20 protein-coding genes and 1 pseudogene are annotated in these 21,799 nt (G+C 64.8%); 7 read left to right on the top strand and 14 right to left on the bottom strand.

Features of this window, described 5'->3' with window-relative positions; all coding sequences use genetic code 11:
* Positions 1 to 19: 19 nt before the first annotated feature.
* Genes B6V74_RS07900 through B6V74_RS07875 form a run of 6 tightly spaced genes read right to left on the bottom strand, consistent with a single transcriptional unit; the run spans position 20 to position 6,084 of the window.
* Positions 20 to 817: a 2-oxo-hepta-3-ene-1,7-dioic acid hydratase gene (locus tag B6V74_RS07900; RefSeq protein WP_206185194.1), complete on the bottom strand. Its 798-nt coding sequence runs from the start codon at positions 815 to 817 to the stop codon at positions 20 to 22.
* On the bottom strand, positions 814 to 1,695 hold the full coding sequence (locus tag B6V74_RS07895; RefSeq protein ID WP_088722462.1) for a fumarylacetoacetate hydrolase family protein: 882 nt from the start codon (positions 1,693 to 1,695) through the stop codon (positions 814 to 816). Before B6V74_RS07895 ends, B6V74_RS07900 begins: the two co-directional genes overlap by 4 nt.
* Positions 1,692 to 3,104, bottom strand: coding sequence for a pyridoxal-dependent decarboxylase (locus B6V74_RS07890; RefSeq protein ID WP_088722461.1), 1,413 nt, complete (start codon positions 3,102 to 3,104; stop codon positions 1,692 to 1,694). Before B6V74_RS07890 ends, B6V74_RS07895 begins: the two co-directional genes overlap by 4 nt.
* 38 nt (positions 3,105 to 3,142) lie before the next feature.
* Complete coding sequence (gene hpaD, locus B6V74_RS07885) at positions 3,143 to 4,123, bottom strand: 3,4-dihydroxyphenylacetate 2,3-dioxygenase (protein ID WP_075774257.1); 981 nt, start codon at positions 4,121 to 4,123, stop codon at positions 3,143 to 3,145.
* 54 nt (positions 4,124 to 4,177) lie between these two features.
* Positions 4,178 to 5,686: a 5-carboxymethyl-2-hydroxymuconate semialdehyde dehydrogenase gene (gene hpaE / locus B6V74_RS07880; protein ID WP_088722460.1), complete on the bottom strand. Its 1,509-nt coding sequence runs from the start codon at positions 5,684 to 5,686 to the stop codon at positions 4,178 to 4,180.
* Positions 5,686 to 6,084: a 5-carboxymethyl-2-hydroxymuconate Delta-isomerase gene (locus tag B6V74_RS07875; protein ID WP_088722459.1), complete on the bottom strand. Its 399-nt coding sequence runs from the start codon at positions 6,082 to 6,084 to the stop codon at positions 5,686 to 5,688. The genes hpaE and B6V74_RS07875 overlap by 1 nt, the downstream gene beginning before the upstream one ends.
* 104 nt (positions 6,085 to 6,188) lie before the next feature.
* Here B6V74_RS07875 and hpaR point away from each other — a divergent pair, with 104 nt between their 5' ends.
* Positions 6,189 to 6,671 carry a homoprotocatechuate degradation operon regulator HpaR gene (hpaR, locus tag B6V74_RS07870; protein ID WP_075774254.1) on the top strand — a complete coding sequence of 161 codons (483 nt, stop codon included), beginning with the start codon at positions 6,189 to 6,191 and terminating at the stop codon, positions 6,669 to 6,671.
* Between the two features lie 136 nt (positions 6,672 to 6,807).
* Here hpaR and B6V74_RS07865 read toward each other — a convergent pair whose 3' ends face one another.
* Genes B6V74_RS07865 through B6V74_RS07855 form a run of 3 tightly spaced genes read right to left on the bottom strand, consistent with a single transcriptional unit; the run spans position 6,808 to position 9,714 of the window.
* Positions 6,808 to 8,160 (bottom strand): aminotransferase class III-fold pyridoxal phosphate-dependent enzyme, encoded by a 1,353-nt coding sequence (locus B6V74_RS07865; protein ID WP_088722458.1) that lies wholly within the window; start codon positions 8,158 to 8,160, stop codon positions 6,808 to 6,810.
* An 11-nt stretch (positions 8,161 to 8,171) separates the two neighbouring features.
* Positions 8,172 to 8,819: an HAD-IA family hydrolase gene (locus B6V74_RS07860; RefSeq protein WP_088722457.1), complete on the bottom strand. Its 648-nt coding sequence runs from the start codon at positions 8,817 to 8,819 to the stop codon at positions 8,172 to 8,174.
* A complete protein-coding gene (locus B6V74_RS07855; protein WP_233242983.1) occupies positions 8,812 to 9,714 on the bottom strand; it encodes an IclR family transcriptional regulator in 903 nt (300 codons plus the stop codon). Before B6V74_RS07855 ends, B6V74_RS07860 begins: the two co-directional genes overlap by 8 nt.
* Positions 9,715 to 9,726: 12 nt before the next feature.
* Between B6V74_RS07855 and B6V74_RS07850 the strand changes: the two genes are divergently transcribed.
* The 5 genes from B6V74_RS07850 to B6V74_RS07830 are packed head-to-tail and all read left to right on the top strand — an operon-like array spanning position 9,727 to position 15,548.
* Positions 9,727 to 10,680 (top strand): tripartite tricarboxylate transporter substrate binding protein, encoded by a 954-nt coding sequence (locus B6V74_RS07850; RefSeq protein WP_075774250.1) that lies wholly within the window; start codon positions 9,727 to 9,729, stop codon positions 10,678 to 10,680.
* Entirely contained in the window at positions 10,670 to 11,281 is a 612-nt protein-coding gene (locus tag B6V74_RS07845) for a tripartite tricarboxylate transporter TctB family protein (protein WP_088722456.1), read from the top strand. The genes B6V74_RS07850 and B6V74_RS07845 overlap by 11 nt, the downstream gene beginning before the upstream one ends.
* Before the next feature lie 12 nt (positions 11,282 to 11,293).
* Positions 11,294 to 12,817: a tripartite tricarboxylate transporter permease gene (locus B6V74_RS07840; RefSeq protein WP_088722455.1), complete on the top strand. Its 1,524-nt coding sequence runs from the start codon at positions 11,294 to 11,296 to the stop codon at positions 12,815 to 12,817.
* 3 nt (positions 12,818 to 12,820) lie between these two features.
* On the top strand, positions 12,821 to 14,305 hold the full coding sequence (locus B6V74_RS07835; RefSeq protein WP_088722454.1) for an aldehyde dehydrogenase: 1,485 nt from the start codon (positions 12,821 to 12,823) through the stop codon (positions 14,303 to 14,305).
* Positions 14,306 to 14,315: 10 nt separating this feature from the next.
* The gene (locus B6V74_RS07830) at positions 14,316 to 15,548 is read left to right on the top strand and encodes a Tm-1-like ATP-binding domain-containing protein (RefSeq protein ID WP_088722453.1); all 1,233 of its coding nucleotides are present in this window, start codon (positions 14,316 to 14,318) and stop codon (positions 15,546 to 15,548) included.
* Between the two features lie 104 nt (positions 15,549 to 15,652).
* Here B6V74_RS07830 and B6V74_RS07825 read toward each other — a convergent pair whose 3' ends face one another.
* Together B6V74_RS07825 and B6V74_RS07820 are read right to left on the bottom strand one after the other, a co-directional pair.
* Positions 15,653 to 15,832, bottom strand: a complete 180-nt coding sequence (locus tag B6V74_RS07825) for a DUF2783 domain-containing protein (RefSeq protein ID WP_088722452.1) — start codon at positions 15,830 to 15,832, stop codon at positions 15,653 to 15,655.
* On the bottom strand, positions 15,829 to 17,433 hold the full coding sequence (locus tag B6V74_RS07820) for an FAD-dependent monooxygenase (protein WP_088722451.1): 1,605 nt from the start codon (positions 17,431 to 17,433) through the stop codon (positions 15,829 to 15,831). Before B6V74_RS07820 ends, B6V74_RS07825 begins: the two co-directional genes overlap by 4 nt.
* Positions 17,434 to 17,519: 86 nt before the next feature.
* Between B6V74_RS07820 and B6V74_RS07815 the strand changes: the two genes are divergently transcribed.
* On the top strand, positions 17,520 to 18,215 hold the full coding sequence (locus tag B6V74_RS07815) for a helix-turn-helix transcriptional regulator (RefSeq protein WP_088722450.1): 696 nt from the start codon (positions 17,520 to 17,522) through the stop codon (positions 18,213 to 18,215).
* Between the two features lie 53 nt (positions 18,216 to 18,268).
* Here B6V74_RS07815 and B6V74_RS18760 read toward each other — a convergent pair.
* The 3 genes and pseudogenes from B6V74_RS18760 to B6V74_RS07805 all read right to left on the bottom strand — a co-directional run.
* Positions 18,269 to 18,358, bottom strand: a pseudogene (locus B6V74_RS18760) (ATPase); the annotation flags it as partial.
* Between the two features lie 388 nt (positions 18,359 to 18,746).
* The gene (locus tag B6V74_RS07810; RefSeq protein WP_088719720.1) at positions 18,747 to 19,691 is read right to left on the bottom strand and encodes a sugar kinase; all 945 of its coding nucleotides are present in this window, start codon (positions 19,689 to 19,691) and stop codon (positions 18,747 to 18,749) included.
* Complete coding sequence (locus B6V74_RS07805) at positions 19,688 to 21,778, bottom strand: FAD-binding protein (protein WP_088722449.1); 2,091 nt, start codon at positions 21,776 to 21,778, stop codon at positions 19,688 to 19,690. The genes B6V74_RS07810 and B6V74_RS07805 overlap by 4 nt, the downstream gene beginning before the upstream one ends.
* Positions 21,779 to 21,799: the final 21 nt, after the last annotated feature.

The raw sequence follows: 21,799 nt of genomic DNA, 5'->3' as shown, positions 1-21,799 counted from the left end.
ATTTGGATGACGTGCCGTCTCAGTCGAAGGCAATAGCGACGTTCCCGAAGGTGCCGAAATCGGCCTCGATCCGGGTCCCGGGCGGGCACTCGATCGGCGCGATGAACGAGCCCGACAGGATCACCTGCCCCGCCTCGATCCGCTGGCCGTATTGGCCCATTCGCCGCGCGAGCCAGACCAGCCCCTGCACCGGATCGTCCAGCACCGCCGCGCCTAGCCCGGTAGTTTCGACCTCGCCATCCTTGCGAAGGATCGCACCGGTCCAGCGCAGGTCGACCTTGGCCGGATCGTGGCGCGCCTCGCCCAGCACGATCCCCGCATTCGCCGCGTTGTCCGACACGGTATCGACAATCACACGCGCCTGCCCGGTCGCGGGATCGGCGCGCAGAATGCGGGTGTCGAGGATCTCCAGCGACGGGGCCACGTAATCGGTCGCCGCCAGCACCGCAGCGCGATCCGCCGTGGCATCGAGCGGCGCTTTCATCACGAAGGCGATCTCGGCCTCGACCCGCGGCTGGATGAAACGGCCCGCGGGCACGGTTGCGCCATTGGCGAACAGCATATCGTCATAGAGCACGCCCGAATCCGGCGTCTCGATCTTCAGCGCGGCTTGCATCACCTTTGAGGTCAAACCGATCTTCCAGCCAAGGATCGACCGCCCCGCCGCCAGCTTGCGCGCCATCTGCGCCGACTGGATCGCATAGGCGTCGTCAAGCGTCATCTCCGGATGGCGCAGGCTCAGCAGCCCGATCTGTCTGCGCGCCTCTTCGGCGGCCAGCAACTCGTCGGCGGCCTGCGCGATCTGATCGGGGCTCAGCATGTTGGCTCATCCGCGACGGAGTTGCGCAGCAAGCCGATGCCTTCGGCCTCGACCTCGATCACGTCGCCCGGTTGCAGCCAGATCGGCGGATCGAACCGCGCTCCCGCCCCGGTCGGCGTGCCACACACGATCACGTCGCCTGGCGCCAGCGTCGTGAAGGTGGACACGTAATTCACGATATAGCGGAAATCGAAGATCATCCGGCCTGTGCGGTCTTTTTGCCTGATCTCGCCATTGACGCGGGTGGTCAGCTCGATGTCGTCCAGTTGCGCGGCCTCGCGGAACGGCACCAGCCACGGGCCCATCGCGCCGGAGCGGTCCCAGTTCTTGCCCTGGGTCACGTTGAATTTCGCATGGCGCACCCAGTCGCGGATCGTGCCCTCGTTGCACAGGGTCAGCGCGGCGATGTGATCGTAGGCGTCTTCCTTCGCGATCCGGCGACCCGCCTTGCCGATCACGATCGCCACCTCGCCCTCGTAATCTAGCTGCGGGCTTTCCGGCGGACGGATCAGCGGCTGGCCATGCCCGGTGAAGCTGCGCGGGAAGCGGATGAACATCGAGGGATAAGGCGGCGCGGCCTGCCCGTCCTTGTATTCCGCGTTGCGGTCGGGAAAGTTCACCCCGATGCAGATCAGCTTTTCGGGGGCGGCCATCGGGATCAGGAACTCGACCTCGTCGGCGCGATAATCAGGCGCGCGGCCCTCCGCCGCCGCGATCACCTCTTCCAGCGCGCCGGCCTCGACGACCTGCTGCAGGGTCGCGAACCGCGCGCCGAACTCCGGCGTCAGATCGACGATGCCGCCATCCTGCACCACGCCGTAGCGATCCGTGCCACCGGTGCGAAACGCCGCGATGCGCGGCAGTGTCAGCGTCATGACATTCCCTCCTGTGAAAGTCCCAGGCCATCGAGAATGGCGCTGTAGGCGATGTCGATATCGGCTTCGCGCATCGCGAAGGACCCGGCCTGGAAGCGGATCGCAAGCTGGCTGCCGACCCGCGTTTGGGTAAGGTAGATGCGCCCGTCATCGTTGATCGCGCTCAGATGCGAGATCGTATCGTCGTCCGATGCGCCCGCGCGGCGAAACGAGAACAGCGACAGCACCGGGGCGGTCACGATCTCAACGCCCAGGGTTGCAGCCAGCCGGTCATGCAGCATCCCCGCCCAGCGAACGTGATCGCGGATCATCGCGCGCAGCCCCTCAAGCCCGTGAAAGCGCAGCAGGAACCACAGCTTGAGCGCGCGGAAACGGCGCCCCAGGGGGACGGACCATTCGGAATAGTTGACGACCCCATCGCGACCATGGGTCTTGAGATACTCGGGCTGGATCGCCAGCGTGCGCACCAGCATCTCGGGGTCGCGAATGAAATGGGCCGAGCAGTCGAAAGACGCGCCCAACCATTTATGCGGATTGAAGACGACGGAATCCGCACCCTCGATCCCGGCCCAAAGCGTGCGGAACTCGGGACAGATCATTGCGGAACCCGCCCAGGCCGCATCGACATGGATCAACAGATCATGGGCATGCGCGACCGCAACCAGCTCGCCAATATCGTCGCAGGCCCCGGTGCTGGTCGCCCCGACGCAGCCGATTACCCCGGCGGGCTGATACCCGGCCGCCAGATCCGCGCGGATCGCCGCCTCCAGCGCTTCGGGCGGGAGCGCGCCACTACGCGGATCGGCGGGCAGTTTCACAAGGTTGTCCTGCCCGATCCCCGCGATCCAGATCGCCCGATCAATGGAGGAATGCACCTGATCCGAGCAATAGATGCGCAGGCGTAGCGCTTGACTGAGCCCCGCGCGATTTCCCTGCCAGCCCAACGTACGCTCGCGCATCATCAAGACCGCCGCCAGCGTCGCGGACGAGGCGCTGTCCTGAATGACGCCCGAGAACGCCTCGGGCAGCCCCAGCGCGTCGCGCAGCCATTCCATCATCCGGGTTTCCAACTCGGTCGCGGCCGGAGAGGTCTGCCACAGCATGCATTGCGCGGCCATAGCGGTGACCAGATATTCCGCCACCACCGAGACAGGGGCGGCATTGCTGGGAAAGTAAGCGAAGAAGCGCGGATGTTGCCAATGGGTCATGCCCGGCTCGATCAGGCTCTCGAATTCGTCAAAGATCCGCTCCATTTCGCAACCGGTCTCGGGCGGCCTGGGCGGGATCGCGCGGTAGATCTCGCCGGGCGTCGTGCGCGCGCGTACCGGGCGGGCATCGAGTGTTTCGCGATATTTCGCGCCCCATTCCGCCGCCCGCCGCGACCATGCCTCGAAATCCTGAGCATCCATCCTGTCTCTCCTGCAAGGGTCTCGTGTACGGGGCCCGCTCACGGCGCGATGATCGGAGTGGCCTTCATGTCGCTGGCGACCGGCTCGACATCCTGAAACCGCGAGCCATGCTCGAACCACGAGCGCGGAGCGGGCGCCCCCCACAGCGTCTGACGCTGCGGGTCCTTCAGATCCCAGCGGATCGCCTCGAGATCGGGATCGACGGTCTGATAATCCGAGCAGTAGATCTCGATCCGGTGACCATCGGGATCGAGGATATACAGGAAGAACGCGTTCGAAATGCCGTGGCGGCCCGGTCCGCGCTCGATATTGGCGACATAGCCGGTGGTCGACATCAGGTCGAGCAGATCGATGATGTTGAGCGGCGTCGGCACCCAGAACGCGGTGTGATGCAAACGCGGGCCAAGCCCATTCGTGAAGGCGATGTCATGCACCCCGCCCTTGCGATGGGTCCATGCCGCCCAAAGCCGCCCGCTCTCTTCGTCCTCGGTATATTCGGTGACGCGGAAACCGATGCGATTGTAAAACTCGACCGCCTTGTCGACATCGCTGGCAAAGCAGTTGAAATGGTCGATCCGGAGCGGTTTGACGCCGTGATAGAGGGCGTATTTCTGGTGGATCGGCTCCAGCCGGTCCATCCGGAAATAGAACTCGATCGGCATGCCGAAACAGTCATGGGTGCGCAGGGTGCGGCCTTGATAAGGGCGCTCGACCCATTCGACCGAATGACCCTCGGCCTCGAACCAGTCATGCGCCTTGTCCAGCTCGCCCTCGTCGAACAGCTTGAATGCGAGCGAGCGCACATTGGCCTCGGGAGTCTTGACCAGCACGACCGAGTGATGCCCGCGCTCTTCCATCGCACGCAGGAAGATATGACGATCGTCCTCGTCGGTCACCTGAAGCCCCAGCGTATCGACATAGAAGGCGCGGCTGGCGGCCAGATCGGTCACGCCGAAGACGACATGGCTGAGACGGATGATGTTGAACGGTGGATACAGGTTCGGGGCCGGAATGGGCATGTCTCGCTCCCTTGAGGAAAGATCGGGGCGGCCTCCTCCGACCGCCCTCTGTCGTTAGCCGAGGCGCGGCACGCGATGTGCCTGACGCGGGAAGGAAACGTTGACCGTCTCCATGTAGAAATCGAAGGACCAGTCGCCGCCATCGCGCCCGATGCCGCTAGCCTTCACGCCGCCGAACGGGCTGGGCAGATGGCGCACGTTCTCTGAATTCACCCAAATCATGCCCGCCTCCAGCGCGTCGGTCATCCGCATCGCGCGATCCAGATCGGCAGTCCACAGATAGGCGGCCAACCCGTAATCGACGTCATTGGCCAAGGCGAGCGCCTCATCCTCGTCGGCGAAGGAGATCGCGGTCAGCACCGGGCCGAAGATTTCCTCCTGCGCGATGGTCATGTCGTTGCGGGCTTGCGTGAACAGCGTGGGCGCGACGAAGCAGCCCCGATCTCCAACTTTCTCGCCGCCGGTCGCGATCGTCGCGCCTTCCTTGCGCGCGGTCTCGAAATAGGACAGCACCTTGGCCTCATGCTCGGGATGGATCAGCGGGCCGACCACGGTTTCCGGGTCGAGCGGATGGCCGACCTTGATATTCGCCGCCACCTTGGCGACGCGCGTGCAGACCTCGTCGTAGATGTTCTCCTGCACCAGAAGCCGAGAGGACGAGGTGCAGCGTTCGCCGTTGAGAGAGTAGATCATAAAGCTCGCAGCATCGACGGCGCGGTCGATGTCAGCATCGTCGAACACGATCACGGGGTTCTTCCCGCCGAGCTCGAAATGCACGCGCTTCAGCGTCGCCGCGCCCTGCGCCATGATCATCGAACCGGTGCGGCTTTCGCCCACGAACGCAATCGCCTTGATGTCGGGATGTTCGGTCAGCCGCTTGCCCGCATCCTCGCCGTAGCCGTTAACGAGGTTCAGAACCCCTCTCGGCAGCCCGGCCTCCTCGGCGATCTCGACCAGCAGCTTGGCGGTCATCGGCGAAAATTCGGCAGGCTTGTGCACCACCGTGCAGCCAGCTGCCAGCGCGGGGGCGATCTTCCAGGTGGATAGCATGAAGGGCGTGTTCCACGGGGTGATGACGCCCACGGGGCCGATCGGGCGGCGCGAGGTCACGTTCATCTGCGTCGCGTTGCGCAGAGCCTGACCATCCTCGGCCGCCGGTGCTTTGTCCGCAAAGAACCGGAAATTGGCCGCCCCACGCAGTGCCGCTTTCGACATGAAGCGCAGCGCCTGTCCGGTGTCGAGGCATTCGGTAAAGGCGATGCGCTCGGCATTCGCCTCGATCGCCTCGGCGACTTTGATCAGGAGCTTGCGGCGGTCGGTCCCGGGCATCTTGCTCCAGGTCTTGAACGCCTCTTTCGCAGCGGCGACCGCGCGGTCGATATCCTCGACCCCGCCTTTCGCGACCTTTGCCAGCGGCTTCAGATCGACGGGCGACAGCGTGTCGAACGTGGCACCGGATGCGGCCTCGACGCTTTCGCCTCCGATGTGATTGCGCACGCCGGTTTGCGCGAAATGCGCGATATAGCCTTCGGCACGGCGCAGGTTTTCCGTCAGATCGGTCATCACTTACCCTTGGCTTGGCCCGACAGGCGGGCGTGGATCGGTGTCTGCTTCCAGCTCAGCTCCGGATTGATCACCCGGATTTCGAGCGAGAGCGCGAAATGTTCGGTGGCCAGCGGACCGGCAAGCGCGGTCTGGGCGGCGGCAAAAATCGCATCGCCCCCCGCGCGCAAGGTCGCCGTGTCCCGCCCTGCCCCCACCGAAAGCGTCAGCGCGGCGAAGTCATTCTCCGGCAATCCGTCGGCCACGACCGCATGATCGGCGCGGAAGGCGCGCACTCGGATTCCGGCCACCGGGAACAGACCATATTCGACCATCGCGGCATGCAGCGCATGGCAGACCGCCGACATATCGACGCGCTCCGCCAGCCCTGCGGAATATTCGATCTTGAGATGCGGCACGATTCTCCTCCCGTGCTTTTCATTAACATGTTAAGCTTATCCAGACTTGTCAACTGCTCCAAACCCACCGATTTTGCGCGCCACCTGACAGGAACGAGGTTTCGATGCCCCAAGACAGCGCCCCCCGACAGCGGCCCGACGGGTTCGAGTTGAACGCCCCGCGTCGCTCCTTGCCGATCGCCCTGCTGCGGGCGCGGGAATTGGTGATGGAGCGGTTCCGCCCGATGCTCAACGCGCATGACGTGACCGAGCAGCAATGGCGCGTGTTGCGGGTGCTGCGCGAGAGCGGACCGCTCGACGCCACGATGCTGGCCGAACGTGCCTGCGTGCTGGCCCCTTCGCTGACCCGGATGCTGCGCGCGCTCGAGACTCGTGGATTGATCGAAATCCGCCGCGACGGCGAAGACCGAAGACGGGCCCGCGTCGGCCTGAGCGAGGCCGGCACCGCCTTCCTTCGTGACGTCTCGCCGCAAAGCGCCGAGATCTATGCCAAGCTCGAGGCCGAAATCGGCGCAGAGCGGATCACCCGGCTTCTCGATGAGCTTGAAGCTTTCGTCGCCGCGCTGGAACATGACGAGCGCGCGTGAAACAGCCCGGATTGGCGCGCGCTTCGCGATCCCGCCCTCCAGTGCCGCGGCGCATCCCGAGGAAACCCCGCGTCAAGCGGTGAATGCGATGAATTGAAATCGCCCGGCCCAAAGCAGCCGACCGGGCGTTCTGCGATCAGACCGCCGCGAGACCCGCATCGAGGGCGTTGAGGATCGTCGCAATATTGCCTTCGGTCACGATCAACGAGGGCGACAGGATCACGTTGTTGCCCGACACCCGAACCATTGCGCCCGTTTCGTAGGCACCGCGGTGGACCTTGGCGATGCTGGCCTTGTCGATCGGCGCCTTGGTCGCGCGGTCCGAAACCAGCTCCAGCGCGCACATCAAGCCACGCCCACCCCGCACATCGCCCACGATGTCGTGTTTCTCCTGAAGCGCCAAGAGCCCTTCGTGAAGCTGCGTTCCACGGGCTGCCGCGTTGTCCTTGACGTTGAGCGCCTGCGTTTCCTTCAGGCAGGCGATAGCCGCCGCCGCGCCGACCGGATGGCCCGAATAGGTGTAGCCCGACCCGATCGCCGCCTTGCCGCTGGTGTCGGTTTCGAAGACTTCCGCGACGCGGCCCGAGATCATCACGGCGCCGAAGGGGAAATAGCCGTTGGTGATCGCCTTGGCGGTGGTCATCATGTCCGGCTGAACGCCCCAGAGCCGCGAACCCGACCATGCGCCAGTGCGACCAAAGGCGGTGATGACCTCGTCGGCGATCAGTAGAATGCCGTATTTGTCACAGATCGCGCGCACGCCGGGCATGAAGCTTTCGTGGGGAACGATCACACCGCCTGCGCCCAGGATCGGCTCCATGATCATCGCGGCGATCGTCTCCGCGCCCTGGAACTTGATCTCGTCTTCCAGCGCGGCGAGGCAAAGCTGGGCCAGCTTCTCGGGATCGGTCTCGTTGAAGGGGTTGCGATAAGTATAGGGCGCGGGGATGTGGTAGCAGCCCGGCATCAGCGGTTCGTACTGGGTTCGGAAATTGGCATTGCCGTTGACGCTCGCGCCCAACGTATGGGTGCCGTGATAGCCCTTCTTGAGCGAGAGGTATTTCACCCGCCCCGCCTCGCCGCGCACCTTGTGATATTGCCGCGCCAGACGCAGCGCGATCTCGACCGAATCCGAACCGCCCGAAGTGTAGAAGGCGCGCTCCAGCCCGTCGGGGGCGAAGAATTCGGCGAGCATCTCCCCCAGTTCGATCACCGCGTCATTCGTGGTGCCGCGAAAGATCGAGTAATAGGGCAGACGGTCGAGCTGCGCGGCAATGGCGTCCTTCACCGGCTGGCACGAGAACCCTAGATTGACGTTCCACAGCCCGCCCACGCCGTCGACCGTCTTGTGGCCATCGACATCGGTGATCGTCACACCGTCGCCGGCGACGATGATCTCGGGCAGGTTCTTCTGGCTATCCGCAGGGTGCGCCATCGGGTGCCAGATCGAACGGGCGTTACGCTCTTTCAGGAAATTCTCGTCTTTCATGTCGGTCCTCATCATAGGCCCAACAGGCGCAGCGCGGTGGCGTAGCCCTGGGCGGGAGATTGCACGTCGAAGTGAACGGGGATCATGCCGACAGCCTCGGCGCCGCGAATGTTGCGCAGCTGGTCATCGACGAAAACGCAGGCTTCGGCCGGAAGGCCGAGCGCGTCGAGCACACCTTGATAGGCGCGCGGATCGGGTTTCAGAATCTTGGTGTAAGTCGCGTCGATCACGGCGTCGAAGCGGCGCAGGAAGGGCAGCTTCTTGCGGAAGTCGGCGCCGTAGAACAGGTCGAGCTCGTTGGACAGGATAGCGAGGCGGCACCCTGCAGCCTCGGCCTTGTCGATCGCCGCGAGGAATTCCGGGCGGATCACGTCGGCAGGGCTCGCCCCGCGCGCCGCGCGCACGAAATCGGACATCTCGCTCCAGTCGCATCCGACCAGGGCCGCCACCTCCTGCGTGCGCTGGCGCCAATACTCGCGCTCCGAGATTTCATCTGCCTGCATCGCGCGCCAGAGCGGGTCGGTCTGAGGCTCGAACGGACCGCGCCAGTTCAAGCTTCCCGAAGCGAGCCCCAACGCGGCCTCGGTCAGATCATGCGTTTCGAAAAGCGTGCGTGAGATCACGCCACCGAAGTCGAGCACGAGCGCGCGCTCAGCCATGCGATACCTCGCGTTGTTGATAATCCGCAGGAAGCGAACCGCCCATGAGTTCGGACAGGCGGGGCACCCATTTTCGCAGCGCCTCCACCATGGCTGCGCGTTTGTCGCCCACCGCGCGCGACGAAGGGACCGCGATCGAAACCGCGCCGATCACCGCGCCACCGAGCCCGAAAATCGGCCCCGCGAGGGAGGAAACCTCGTCGTCGAAGCCCTTCTCCACCCAGACGCTGCCATTGGCACGGCATTCCGCCAGCTTTTCGCGCAGACTATCGGGATCGACGACGGTCTGGGCGGTGAAGCTCTCGAGCGGCGCATCCAGAACCCGCGCCCGTAGATCGTCTCCGCCGAAGCAGAGCATCACCAAACCAGAGGCTGTCGCGTGCAGGGGCAGAAGCTGCGACTCGTCGAACGCGACCTGCGTCCCGTGCAGGCGCGGATCGTGATGCACGACCGGCGACAGCTGCTGGCCTTGCAACAGAGAGACATGGACCAGCTCGCCGACCTCCTGCGCCATCTCTTCGATGAAAGGACGCAATACCGACCGCAGCGGCATATTCGCTTCGCGCACGCCATAGAGACGCAGAATCGCGGGGCCCAGCCGATAGCGACGCGTCTCCGGGTTCTGTTCCAGAAAGCCGCATTCGGCCAGTTCGACGAGATGGCGGTGCACGGTGGCCTTATCGCGCTGCGTGAGGCGAACATACTCGCCGAGTCCGATCTCGGGACGCTGAGTGGAAATATAATCCAGCAATTCCAATGCCTTTTTGATCGTTCCCATCGAGCCCTTTGGCAGCCTCCCGTAAAATTTCCGTTCGTTGCAACTGAAACGTTGACAGAAAAGAAAACCCGATGCAAGAATATTTGCTACCAACGGTTCAAATAATAAACCACTCAACAGGAGAGCTTCATGACGTCGACCTTCAAGCTGCTGGCAGGGGCGCTCGCCCTCGGCCTCCCGCTTGCCGCGGGCCTGCCCGCGCAGGCCGAGTATCCAGAGAAACCCGTCGAATTCGTCGTTCCGTTCCCGCCGGGCGATCTGGAAGACGTGCTGACCCGGATGATCGCGGACGAGTTCCAGAAGACCTATGGCGTTCCCGCTGCCGTGGTGAACAAGCCCGGCGGCGGCGGCGGCCCCTTCCCCGGTGCGGCCGAAGTCGCGCAGGCGCCCGCCGATGGCTACACTATCGGTTCTTTCGTGATTGACGTGCCGGTGGTCGGCCCTTCGGTCGGCATCCCCGCGCTCAGCCCCGATCCGTTCGAGCCGGTGGGCATCTTCCTGACCTACCCGTTCGTCATCGCGGCCTCCAAGGACGCGCCTTACGCGACGATCGATGAACTCGCGAGCTACGCCAAGGACCACGATGTCGCCCTGGGGCATTTCGGTTCCTTCCTGATCCCGACGCAGGTGACCTTCGCGCTCGCAAAGAAGAAGGGATTCGATTTCGGCTCCGAGGCTGCGTTCGACGCGCTGGACTGCAACACGCTGGCTTCGGGCGATGCGGACGTGATCAACACGACGCTGCAACTGATCCTGCCCTGCCTCGACGATGTGAACGTGATGGCCTCGATCGGAGAGAAGCGCATTCCGCTGACGCCCGACACGCCGACCGTCGGCGAGCTGGAACCGGATCTCGACCTGGCGCTGTGGGATGGCCTCTTCGTCAAGAAAGGCACCCCCGAAGACGTGCGCCAGAAGATCGCCGCCGTCGCCGAAAAGGTCATGAGTTCGGACAAGGCCAAGGAACTGGCCGATCAGACCGGTGCGCTGGTCTACTGGCAGGATGCGGCGACCGCGCAGCAGCGCATCGCGCATGACAGTGAAACCCTCGGCACGATCGACGGTCTCATCAATGGCGAATGAGCCGTCCTCCTCGGGTCCCGCGCGCAAGGAACCACCGCGCGCGGGTGACCGCTCGGTCCGGGCGATCCGCACCAAGAACCTGGAAGATCTGTTCAAACGCTATCGCCGTCCCGGAGACATGGCCTTCGCCGTGCTGTTCTTCGCACTCTCGATCGGATTGCTGATCGCCCTGCCCTGGCAGACCGAATGGGTCAAGCGCACCAAGACCTACGCACAGCCCGCATTCTGGCCGATGGTCTCGATCTTCGCGATGGTCGTGTTCAGCATGTTTCACCTGCTCGGCTCGTTCGTCTCGGAGCGCATTCCCGGGCGCTGGCGCGAAGTCGCGCAATGGCTGCGCTCGCTCGAATATGCCGTGTGGTTCATGGTCTATGTCGCGCTGGTGCCGCTCATCGGCTACCTGCTCGCCACGATCCTGTTCAGTTGCATGATGACGCTGCGCCTTGGCTATCGCGGCTGGCGCTGGATGCTGGTCTCCGTGCTGTTTTCCGTTGTCGTCGTGGTGCTTTTCAAAAGCTTCCTGCAAGTAAAAATTCCTGCCGGAATGATCTACGAGGCCGCGCCTGCGCCCTTCCGCGCAATTCTGATGACCTACTTCTAAGGAGCGTCCCTCATGGACATGCTGCTTTCCGGCGCAGAGATGCTGATGCGCCTCGACGTTATGGTCGCTCTCTTGATCGGCTCAATCGGCGGGGTGGTCATCGGTGCGATCCCCGGTGTCGGCCCTGCCGTTGCGATCGCCATCCTGCTGCCCGCGACCTTCGCAATGCCGCCGCTGGTCGGCTTGACCATGCTGCTGGGCATCTACGGCTCGTCGATGTTCGGCGGCTCGCTTCCCGCGATCCTGATCAACACGCCCGGCACGGCAGTCAACGCATTGACCACCTATGACGGCCACCCGATGACGAAGAAGGGCGAAGCGCTGCGCGCGCTCGGCCTCGCCTATGGTGCCTCGTTCTTCGGTGGCATCGCCTCGATCATCGCTCTGATCCTGCTCTCGCCGGTGCTGGCGAAGATCGCGCCGATGTTCGGCTCGCGCGAGATTTTCCTGGCCGCGCTGCTGGGCATCGTCCTGGTGATCCTCGCCCATCGCGGCCAGACTTTCGCGGCCGGCATGCTGGCGGCCTTCGGGATATTTCTGCAGACCGTAGGTCTGGAGCCCGTCAAATACACGATGCGCTTCACCTTTGGTTTCGACTTCCTCAACTCGGGCTTCGACCTGATCGTGGTGGTCCTCGGACTGTTCGCGCTGAGCCAGGCGTTCCTGCTGCTGATTGAGCCGGAATCCGCACCGCATGCGCAACGCATCGAAGGCTCGATGGGACGCGCGATGATGGGTGTGCTGCGCCACAAGCGGGTGGCGGGGTTTGCCGCGAGTTGCGGCGTGATGATGGGGATGATCCCCGGCGTCGGCGAGTTTACCGCGCAGTTTCTATCTTACACCTACGCGCAGAAGACCTCGAAGACGCCCGAGGAATTCGGCAAGGGCAGCCCTGAAGGCCTGATCGCCTCGGAGGCCGCAAATAACGCAGTGCCTGCCGCGGCAATGATCCCGCTTCTGGCGCTTGGCATTCCCGGTGAGGCCCTGACCGCGATGATGCTGTCGGTCTTCTACGTCCATAACGTGATCCCCGGCCCGCAGCTGTTCCAGAACAAGCTCGATTTCGTCTACGCGCTCTATATCGCGATGATCCTGCTCAACATCATCGTGGTGTTGTTCATGCTCGTCTCGTCGAACTGGCTGCTCAAGATCATCCAGATCCCGACGCGTTTCCTCGGCATGATGATCCTCGTACTCAGCTTCGTGGGCGTCTATTCGTTGCGCAATTCGATCGTGGACTGCGCGATTGCTGCGGCGTTTGGCGTCCTCGGCCTGATCCTGAAACGGCAAAACCTGCCGATCGTGCCGATAGTTCTGGGCATGGTTCTGGGCGGCATCATGGAGACCAAGCTGCGGTCGTCGATGGCCCGGGTGCACGTGCCGATCGACTTCTTCGACCGCCCGATCGCGGCGATCCTTGGTCTGGCGATCTGCGGGCTTCTGATCGCCCATTTCGCGAGCCTCTACCGCGAGCGCCAGAACCGCGAGCCAGAGGGCGCGCACGACCACGACATGCACGACAGTTTCACGAGGTAAGCAATGCTCGATACCGACAAGATCGCCGCGCTGCGCAGCGCCGACGTTCCCCCTGCTCTGCATCTGATCGAGGGCGCGGCGCAGCCCGCCTCCGACGGTGGCACCCTGCCGGTGATCTCCCCGCTCAACGGGAAGGAACTCACCACGCTGGCGCGCGGCACGGCTGCCGATGCCGAAGCGGCAATTGCCAGTGCGCGGGCGGCTTTCGACGACGGGCGCTGGTCGGGGCTCGCCCCGGGCGCGCGCAAGGCGGTGATGTTGAAATGGGCCGCCCTGATCGAGGCGAACGCGCTCGAACTCGCCGTTCTGGGTGTGCGCGACAATGGCACCGAGATCGGCATGGCGCTGAAGGCCGAACCGTTCTCGGCTGCCGCGACGATCCGCTACTATGCCGAGACGATCGACAAGATCTATGGCGAGATCGCCCCCACCGCGCCCGACGCGCTAGGGCTGGTGCATCGCGAACCCGTCGGCGTGGTCGGCGCGATCGTGCCGTGGAATTTCCCGCTGATGATTGGCGCATGGAAACTGGGACCGGCGCTGGCGGCGGGCAATACGGTCGTGCTGAAACCGGCCGAGACCGCGTCGCTCACGCTGCGCCGGGTCGCCGATCTGGCGCTCGAGGCCGGGATACCCCCGGGCGTCTTCAACGTCGTACTGGGCGAAGGCGCGGTGGTCGGCGAAGCGATGACGCTGTCGATGGAGATCGACGTGATGGTTTTCACCGGCTCCGCCCCGGTCGGTCGGCGTCTGCTGGAAAATGCCGCGAAGTCGAACCTCAAGCGCGTCTATCTGGAGTTGGGCGGCAAGTCCCCCAATATCGTCTTTGCCGACGCGCCCGATCTGGACACGGCCGTGAAGGTCGCCGCCAACGGCATCTTCCGCAATTCGGGGCAAGTCTGCATCGCCGGATCGCGACTGCTGGTCGAGCGGTCGATCCATGACGCGTTCGTCGAGAAGCTGCGCGCCTTTACCAAGACGATGCAGGTGGGCGACCCGCTTGATCCCGCGACGCAGGCCGGGGCGGTGAACTCCGCCCGTCAGCTGGAGCAGAACCTGCGCTTCGTCAGCGAGGCCGAGGCCGCGGGGCGTCAGGTCTTCGGCGGCAAGCGCATCCGCGAGGAAACCGGCGGCTTCTTCATGGAGCCCACGATAGTCACCGGGGTCGCCCCCGAAGATCCGATCGCGCAGCGCGAAGTCTTCGGCCCGGTTCTGGCGGTTATCCCCTTCGATACCGAGGAAGAGGCCCTGCAAATCGCCAACGGCACCGATTACGGGCTCGCCGCGGCCGTCTGGACCGCAGATCTGAGCCGCGCGCACCGGATGATCCGGGGCATCCATGCGGGGCTCGTGCATGTGAACACCTATGGCGGATCCGACCTGACAGTGCCCTTGGGCGGCGTCAAGCAATCGGGCAACGGGCATGACAAGTCTCTGCATGCGTTCGACAAATATCTCGATCTGAAAACCGCTTGGATCAAACTGTGAGGGGGCGCCTATGACCGATCGTACCATTCTCGTTGTCGGCACTTACGACACCAAGGACGATGAACTGACCTATCTTCGCGAGGTGATCGAGGCACAGGGCGGGCGTGTCCTGCGCATGGATGTCTCGGTGCTGGGCGACCCCTCGACCCCGGTCGAATACAGCAAGCATCAGGTGGCCGAAGCGGGCGGCTCCTCTATCGAGGCCGCAATTGCGAGCGGCGACGAAAACCGGGCGATGCAGATCATGGCGCGCGGGGGCGCGACGCTGGTCGCTCAACTCCACGCCGATGGCGTCTTCGACGGAATGGTTGTGCTGGGCGGAACGATGGGCACCGATCTGGCGCTCGACCTATGTGCGGCGCTGCCGATCGGGGTGCCGAAATACATCGTCTCGACGGTCTCCTTTTCGCCGCTGCTGCCGCCCGAACGGATCGCGGCGGATGTGCAGATGATCCTCTGGGCGGGCGGGCTTTACGGGCTGAACTCGATCTGCAAAGCCTCGCTCAGCCAGGCGGCGGGCGCGGTTCTGGGCGCGGCCCGCGCCGTGGAACGGCCCGACCGGTCGAAACCGCTGATCGGGATGACATCCTTCGGGAAATCCTTCCTGAAATACATGGTGACTCTGAAACCCGAGCTGGAAGCGCGCGGCTACGAGGTCGCGGTGTTCCACGCCACCGGCATGGGCGGGCGTGCCTTCGAGAGCCTCGCGGCACAGGGCGCCTTCGCCTGCGTCTTCGATTTCGCGACGCAGGAAATCGGCAACCATCTGCATGGCTCCGCGATCAGCGCAGGCGGCGACCGGATGACCAACGCAGGCGCATCGGGCACGCCGCAGATCGTCGCCCCTGCCTGTCACGACCTCGTCGACATGATCGGCTGGCAGCCCCTGCCCGACAAATGGGCCGAACATCCGAGCCATGCGCATAACCGGCTGCTGACCTCGGTCGTGCTCGATCATGCGGAGCGCAGGGCCGTGGCGCGTGCGCATTGCGAGAAATTGGCTGGGGCAAAGGGACCGACCGCGCTGCTGCTGCCCTTGGGCGGGGTGCACGAGCTGGACCGTCCCGGTCATGATCTGCACGACTCCGAGGGGCTTGCGGGCTTCTTCGAGGAAATCCGCGCCTGTGCGCCCGACACCGTCGCGCTGCACGAGGTGGACGCGCATATCAACGACCCCGAGTTCGCCGCAACCGCGCTCGCGATCTTCGATGCATGGCGCGAGGACGGGGTGATCAAGGGCTAAGCGACATCGGCCCGGCAGCAACCGGCCCATTCGGAGAGCGACGGCGCGACCTCCTCGGCCTCCGCAAGGCGTAGGTCGAACCATCCTCGCCGCATAGGCCCGCCTCAGTCGTCGAGATCCCTTGCTGCTTCCGCGATTTGGCGCAGCGTCGTGTCGGGATCGGCTGCCTCGTGCGCCTGCAACAGTACCAGCTTCGCCAGGAACAGCTCGCGCTGCGGTTGGGGTATCGCGTCCAGCTGTGTCGCGAGCGCCTCGTAGATGGTTTCAAGCTGTTCGGGTGTCATGGCTCATCTCCTCCGATGGACCGGTGCAGCGCCGCGCGAACGGCCTCCGGCGAGGCCTCGCGCCAGCGCGCAGCGACGTGGCCGTCGGGGCGGACGAGATAAGTCACGCCCGGACCGGTGCCAAGCGCGCTTTCCGCCTCGGTCTTTGCCTGAAGGACCACGATGGTAAGATCGTCCTTCGCCAGACCCTCGAGCTCCGGATTGAAGGTCAACAGGTTGAACCCCGGGCCCAGAATGTCGGACAGGAACCCGTCACCCACCCGCGCTTCCGGCAAAGCCGCACCGGGCACGGGACCACCCTCGAAACCGCTCTCGTCGGGCAGCACGATCGGACTGTCGGCATAGGTGTAGGGCGTCATCTGCCGCGGATTTGCCAGCTCGCCGGCAAAGGGATGCGTCAGCGCGAGGCTGAGCGCCGCGTTGCGCATCAGCCGCCAACCCTCGGTGGGCGGCGTCATGAAACGGGCCGATTTCGACGCATTGGCGAAGACATCCAGCGTCGCCCCGCGCCGTTCGGGCGTGTAGCTGTCGAGCAGGCCCTCGGGCGCGCGCCCAGCGATCACCCGCGCCAGCTTCCAGGCGATGTTCTGCGCATCCGCCAGCCCGTTATTGAGCCCGCGCACGCCGAAGATCGGCACGATATGCGCGCTGTCCCCGATGAAGAACACCCGGCCGTCGCGGTAGTCGTCCAGGGCCAGCGTGTTGGCGGAATAGACGCTCCACCATTCCAGCTCCCACGCGCCGTCATGGCCGAGATCGGCGAGCACGGCGGCGACGGAGCGCCGTACCTCACCCTCGGCCATGGCGGCCTCGGTGCTTTCGTCGTCCCGCAGTTGATAGTCGATACGCCAGATATTGTCGGGTTGCTTGTGGACCAGCACGGTGCCGCCGCGTCGACAATCCGGGTCGAACAGCGCCCGCCGGATGGTCGGATAGTCATGGTTCATCTGGACGTCGGCGATCACATAGCGGCCCTCGTAATTCTCTCCTTTCAGGCGCAGCCCGCGCATCTTGCGGGTCGGGCTGCGCGCCCCATCGGCGGCGAGAACCCAGTCGGCGGCCATGTCGTACCCCCCCTTAGGGTCGCGCACGGTGAGGGTGACACCGTCCGAGGTATCCTCGATCCCTGTCACTTCACTTTGCCAGCGTGCCTCGATCAGCGGCTCCCGCTCGATCGCCTCCGATAGATACTGCTCGATGAACTGCTGCTGGATATTGTACATCGGGCGATATTTCTCGCGCGGGCTGTCGGGCATGTCGAATTCGAGGATTTGCCGCCCACGGTAGAAGCTGCGCCCCGTGGTCCATCCGAGCGCCTTTTCGAGAAACGGCGCAACCGCACCGATCCGGTCGAGAATGTAGAAACTCTGCCGTGCCACGCAGATCGCACGGCTGCCGTCGTTGAAGCTGGCCTTCGCGTCGAAGAGCACAGAGGCGATGCCCTCCTTTGCCAGGGCGAGCGCCGCCGTCATCCCCACCGGCCCCGCGCCGACGATGGCGACCCGTGCCCGGTGCGTGAGGCCAGCGCGATCGCTCGGCGGTTCGAAATGCGGGTAGTCGAAATAGAGCGACTCCGTCTCGCCGCGCCCGTCTGGTCTCATGATTCAGTCCTCCCTTTGGCCCGGTGATAGTCAATCGCGACGCACGCTGTCTGTCCCCTTTGTCGGGGGACATGCTATGAAGGCCCATGTCCTCCACCGCCCGCATGATCGATGCCTGCCTCGAGACGCTCGGCGCCGACGCTTTCGCGCCGGTTTTCGCGGATTTCGTCGAGACGCTGGGTGTCGATCAGCTGATGATCTTCGCGATCGAGACAGGGGCGGCACGCTGCCTGCTGTCGCGTCACTTCGCCAATGCGGCGCTCGCCGGAGAACTGGCGGCGGCCTATATCGCGGGCGGGTTCCGACGCGATCCCCTGCTTCCCGCCCTGGAAACAGCGGCTTCGGGGAGCGTTCAGCTGCACCGTCTGGAGGGCGTGGCCTCGGAGATGGACGACGGCTACCGCGAGCGGTTCTTCGACGCACCGGGCCTCAAGGCGAAAACGACGGTGCTCGCCGTAGGCGAGAGATTGCGCCTCTTCGTCAGCTTCTATGCGGTCACGGCGGAGGGCGACGTCTGCGATCCGGACCTCGCCCGCCTGGCCGCGCGGCTCGCCCTGCTACATTTCGAGCGCGCCCTCGACACCGGTGTCCCGGCCCCGCTCACGGTGCTCAGCGACCGCGAGCGCGCCGTCTGCCTCGGCATCCTCTCTGGCCGCAAATCAGAGGCCATCGCGGCAGAGCTCGGCATCGCCCCCTCCAGCGTGATCACCTACCGCAAGCGCGCCTATGGCAAGCTGGGCATTTCCTCCCGTGCCGGCCTGTTCGCAATTTGCGCGGGATAGGAGCGACAATCTCGGCCGAAGTTTAGGTTCGTCGTCACGATGATCTACGTTCACTCGTAGAGCTGGCTGATGCGGTGAAATAAAAGCGCTTCGCCGGTCGGAGCGAATGGCAGGTAGCCAAGCTCGTCGGGGATCAGGAAATCGAAGCCACTCAAGCAAGCCCGCGGTGTGGCTCATCGTTCCGGGCATTTTCGGTCATCCGAGGCGAGATCACCTAGGAAGAATTCGACACCGAGCGCTGTCGCTTGGACCGCAGGTGACGCATACTCCCGGAAGGACCAAAGCTCGTGCGTTGCGTCGCGGGGGACAGCCTCCGCCTCACAAGGCAGCGGCGCCATCGAGGTGCTCAGCCTTCGGGTCGGTCGCAGAAATAGGGGGCTCGACTCGCGGCCGTGCGCGCCGTGACCCTCGCGCGCGATGCAGCTACCATGCAGCCGGGATATTTATTCCCGACCATTCAGCCGGATTCGCGGATAGGCCGCCGGACGGAAACAACATCATCCACCTGACCGGAGCCCACCGGACGAACCGTCACAGGCCCGCGAGTGATGCCGCGAGGGTGCGCGCTGATGCCTTGCTCAAACGCGCGCCCGGCTCGCCCAGAACGGCACCGCCGACCGACTGCCCCCAGCCAATCGCGTCTTCGACCGGATGCCCGAGGAGGCGGGCGGCGAGGTAGCCCGCATTGAAAGCATCGCCCGCGCCGGTCGTGTCGCGCAGCTCCGTCAGAACCGGCGTGTCGCAGCGACCGGTATGGCCTTCGGCCAAATGCCAGACCGGACGCGCGCCATCCTTCACGGCGATCTCCGCGAGCCCATGTCTGCGGAGACGCTCCAAAGTCAGTTCCGGGTTCGCATCACCCCAGAGCGCTGCTTCGTCGTCAAAACTGGGCAACGCGATATCGGTATGGGCGAGCATGCGCGTGATCGTATCGCGCGCCTCCGACGGCGAGGCCCAGAGCCGCGGTCGGTAGTTCGGATCGAAGGAGATACGCGCGCCCGCCTCGCGCGCATTGGCGACTGCATCGAACAGGGTGTCCCGCGCTTCGGGCGAGAGGATGGCCAGGGTGATCCCCGACACATGGACGAAATTTGCACTGGACAGAGCCTGGTCAAGCAGATCAGGATCATCCGCGAGACGACGGGCTGCCGAGTGCTGACGCCAGTAGTGGAAACTTCGCTCCGTCCCCTCGAGCTCAATCATGTAGAGCCCCATCTCGCGCTCGGGGTCGCGCTGGACGGCGGCGAGATCCAGCCCGTCGGCCGCCATCTCGGCGAGGAAACGGTCGGACAGCCTGTCCTCTCCGATCCGCGTCACAAAGCCCGCCCGGGCACGCGGCCCAAGGAGTTGCGCCGCATGCCAGAGGGTGTTGAACGTGTCGCCCGCATAGCCGAGCCGAAACGTGCCGCCCTCGACCGGAGCGAGCTCAAGCATCGCCTCCCCGATGGCGAGCATTTTCTTAGGAGTCTCTGTCATTCGCGCAGGCCTTTCGCGTCGAGGTCAAAGATGCGGCCGGTCAACCAATCGGGCCAGTCGCGCTCGAAGAAGGCACGCGCACTCTCGTCGAAGCTTCGGTTTTTGCGGGTGGCGATCTTCAGCTCCTCTCCCTCCAGACGGACCAGGATTTGCGTCTGCTTGTCGATCTCCCGCTCCGTCCTGAAACGGAACGCAGCCAGATCCGTATCGCGCGCCATCGGGATCGCCTCCCCGTCGTCAGAGCAGATCGCGCGCGCGCCGCGGCTGCCACCGCCTTGCGAGATATACTGGTCGAGCGCGGCAAGGACGGCTTCGGAGGCGAGTGCCATCTGCTGCCACTGGATCGCGCGCGCGCCGTCGCCCGACCGCTCCGGGGCGATGCCGTCGGCACGCAACTTCCGGTTCAACTCGCGCGCCGCTGCAAGCGCATCGGCGACGTCCGCGCCATTGCAGATCATCCCGGCATGGTCGCTCATCCGGGCCTGAACTTCGTCGCGGACCGACTTCACGGAATGTGCGCTGTCCGTGTTCAACCGTGCAAGCAGATCCGTCACAGCCGAAATGAGGGCCTCCGATCCGACAGCCTCCGGCGCATGGGCCGTGCGGCTCGCGCCGATATGCTCGCCCACCCGGGTGCCGAAGACCTGACCGGCATTGAGGGCCGATCCACCCGGACGCGTCACGCCATGCGTGCCCGCCGCCTCGCCCGCGGCATAGACACCGCGCAGGTTCGAGCGCCCCCAGGGATCGACCGCGATCCCGCCGTTCATATGCTGGTTGTTTACCGCGAATTCGAGCGGCGCGGCGGCGATGTCCACCTTGTAGCGGCGGTACAGTTCGATCGCGAGCGGGTTCATGTGGCGCAGCCGGTCGATCGGTAGCTCCTGATCCGCCCCGGCGGTGCCGAGATAAGTCCGCACGTCTTCGTCGAGGCGGGTAAGATCGAAAGGCTTATCTCCGGGCACGGGAAGCGGATTGCGGTTGAAATCCATGAAGACCCGCCGCCCCGCGGCGCTCTCGCGCCAAATCGCCAGATCGACGAGGCTCGACGCGAAATCCAGCATCCGCGTGGCGTGGAACGGCCACTGATAGCCCTTGCGGAAGACGTTGGAGGCCAGTTCTTGCGTGGTGCGATAGTACCGCGCGAGGAAATGATGCTCGCGCCCTTCGGCATCGACCGAATAGATATGCGGCAGGGACTGCACGTAAGTCCCCGAAAGGTTCCAAGGGAACCCCTCGCGGCGCGTGCCGATGCCGAACTGGCTCTCGGTGAGGTTCACCAGTTCGATCCCCGCTTCGAGCGCGAGACCCAGCGTTCCGAAACAGCCATTGGGATAGACGCTGTCGCGATAGAGCTCGCCCGGCCCGCCCGCCGCGAGCACGATATTCGGCGCGGCAAACAGCACGAGACCGTAGGGGTTGGCGGCGCTGCGGTCGGCTTTGCGGAAGGCCAGCGCGCCGGTGACCCGGCGGTCATCCCCCTCCCCTTCGGTGAGCAGTTGCACGACCGTCGTGTGGTTGAAGATCGGCACGTCGAGCCGCAGCGCCTCTTCCGCCAGCACCTTGACCATCAGCCGCGAGGTTCGGGGTCCGCAGCTTGTCGCGCGCCCGGTTTCGTCATGGTCGGTCTTGTAGCGCAGCGTCGCGCCGAACCGGTCCTGCGGCAGCGGCAGGCCGAGATATTGCAACGAGGCCATCATGCGCGGCGAGCCGACCGCCTCGATATAGGCCGTGTCCTCGTCCATCGCGCCGCCAGCCCGGATCGCCCGCGCCATCGCCTGGAAATCATCGCCGTGATCGGCGGTATTCGCGGTGTGCAGTGTCTGCTTGTCGGAGCCCGAGCATGCGGAGGTTCCGCCCCACGCGCTCTGGCTCGCGACGATGACCTCGCCGCCGCGTCGCTTGAGTTCGACGGCGGCGCGAAGACCCGCGGCCCCGCTGCCGACCACGAGGCAGCCGGTGCGATAGACCGGAAGGGAGAGGCCCGCGATCTCGAGCATCTCCGGGACCGCCTCGTCGGCCCGCAGCCGCGGCATCTCGATATCGGTCAGGGCGTCGAGGATTTCCTGAGGGATTGCACTGTCCATGTCTTGGCTCCGTTTGCGGTC

The sequence above is a fragment of the Thioclava sp. F42-5 genome (genome assembly GCF_002213195.1).
Lineage (GTDB): Bacteria > Pseudomonadota > Alphaproteobacteria > Rhodobacterales > Rhodobacteraceae > Thioclava > Thioclava nitratireducens.
The sequence above is the reverse complement of the archived record's forward strand: the minus strand, read 5'-3'. Positions and strand labels throughout refer to the sequence as shown.

Excerpts from the sequence above, each read along its gene's own strand:
- B6V74_RS07815 (WP_088722450.1), top strand. The coding sequence starts at position 17,520 with ATGTCCTCCACCGCCCGCATGATCGATGCCTGCCTCGAGACGCTCGGC.
- B6V74_RS07820 (WP_088722451.1), bottom strand. The coding sequence starts at position 17,433 with ATGAGACCAGACGGGCGCGGCGAGACGGAGTCGCTCTATTTCGACTAC.
- hpaE (WP_088722460.1), bottom strand. The coding sequence starts at position 5,686 with ATGACCGATCTGACGGAAAACCTGCGCCGTGCCGAAGGCTATATCGCG.
- hpaD (WP_075774257.1), bottom strand. The coding sequence starts at position 4,123 with ATGCCCATTCCGGCCCCGAACCTGTATCCACCGTTCAACATCATCCGT.
- B6V74_RS07835 (WP_088722454.1), top strand. The coding sequence starts at position 12,821 with ATGCTCGATACCGACAAGATCGCCGCGCTGCGCAGCGCCGACGTTCCC.
- B6V74_RS07845 (WP_088722456.1), top strand. The coding sequence starts at position 10,670 with ATGGCGAATGAGCCGTCCTCCTCGGGTCCCGCGCGCAAGGAACCACCG.
- B6V74_RS07850 (WP_075774250.1), top strand. The coding sequence starts at position 9,727 with ATGACGTCGACCTTCAAGCTGCTGGCAGGGGCGCTCGCCCTCGGCCTC.
- B6V74_RS07860 (WP_088722457.1), bottom strand. The coding sequence starts at position 8,819 with ATGGCTGAGCGCGCGCTCGTGCTCGACTTCGGTGGCGTGATCTCACGC.
- B6V74_RS07840 (WP_088722455.1), top strand. The coding sequence starts at position 11,294 with ATGGACATGCTGCTTTCCGGCGCAGAGATGCTGATGCGCCTCGACGTT.
- B6V74_RS07810 (WP_088719720.1), bottom strand. The coding sequence starts at position 19,691 with ATGACAGAGACTCCTAAGAAAATGCTCGCCATCGGGGAGGCGATGCTT.
- B6V74_RS07895 (WP_088722462.1), bottom strand. The coding sequence starts at position 1,695 with ATGACGCTGACACTGCCGCGCATCGCGGCGTTTCGCACCGGTGGCACG.
- B6V74_RS07865 (WP_088722458.1), bottom strand. The coding sequence starts at position 8,160 with ATGAAAGACGAGAATTTCCTGAAAGAGCGTAACGCCCGTTCGATCTGG.
- B6V74_RS07890 (WP_088722461.1), bottom strand. The coding sequence starts at position 3,104 with ATGGATGCTCAGGATTTCGAGGCATGGTCGCGGCGGGCGGCGGAATGG.
- hpaR (WP_075774254.1), top strand. The coding sequence starts at position 6,189 with ATGCCCCAAGACAGCGCCCCCCGACAGCGGCCCGACGGGTTCGAGTTG.
- B6V74_RS07805 (WP_088722449.1), bottom strand. The coding sequence starts at position 21,778 with ATGGACAGTGCAATCCCTCAGGAAATCCTCGACGCCCTGACCGATATC.
- B6V74_RS07825 (WP_088722452.1), bottom strand. The coding sequence starts at position 15,832 with ATGACACCCGAACAGCTTGAAACCATCTACGAGGCGCTCGCGACACAG.
- B6V74_RS07830 (WP_088722453.1), top strand. The coding sequence starts at position 14,316 with ATGACCGATCGTACCATTCTCGTTGTCGGCACTTACGACACCAAGGAC.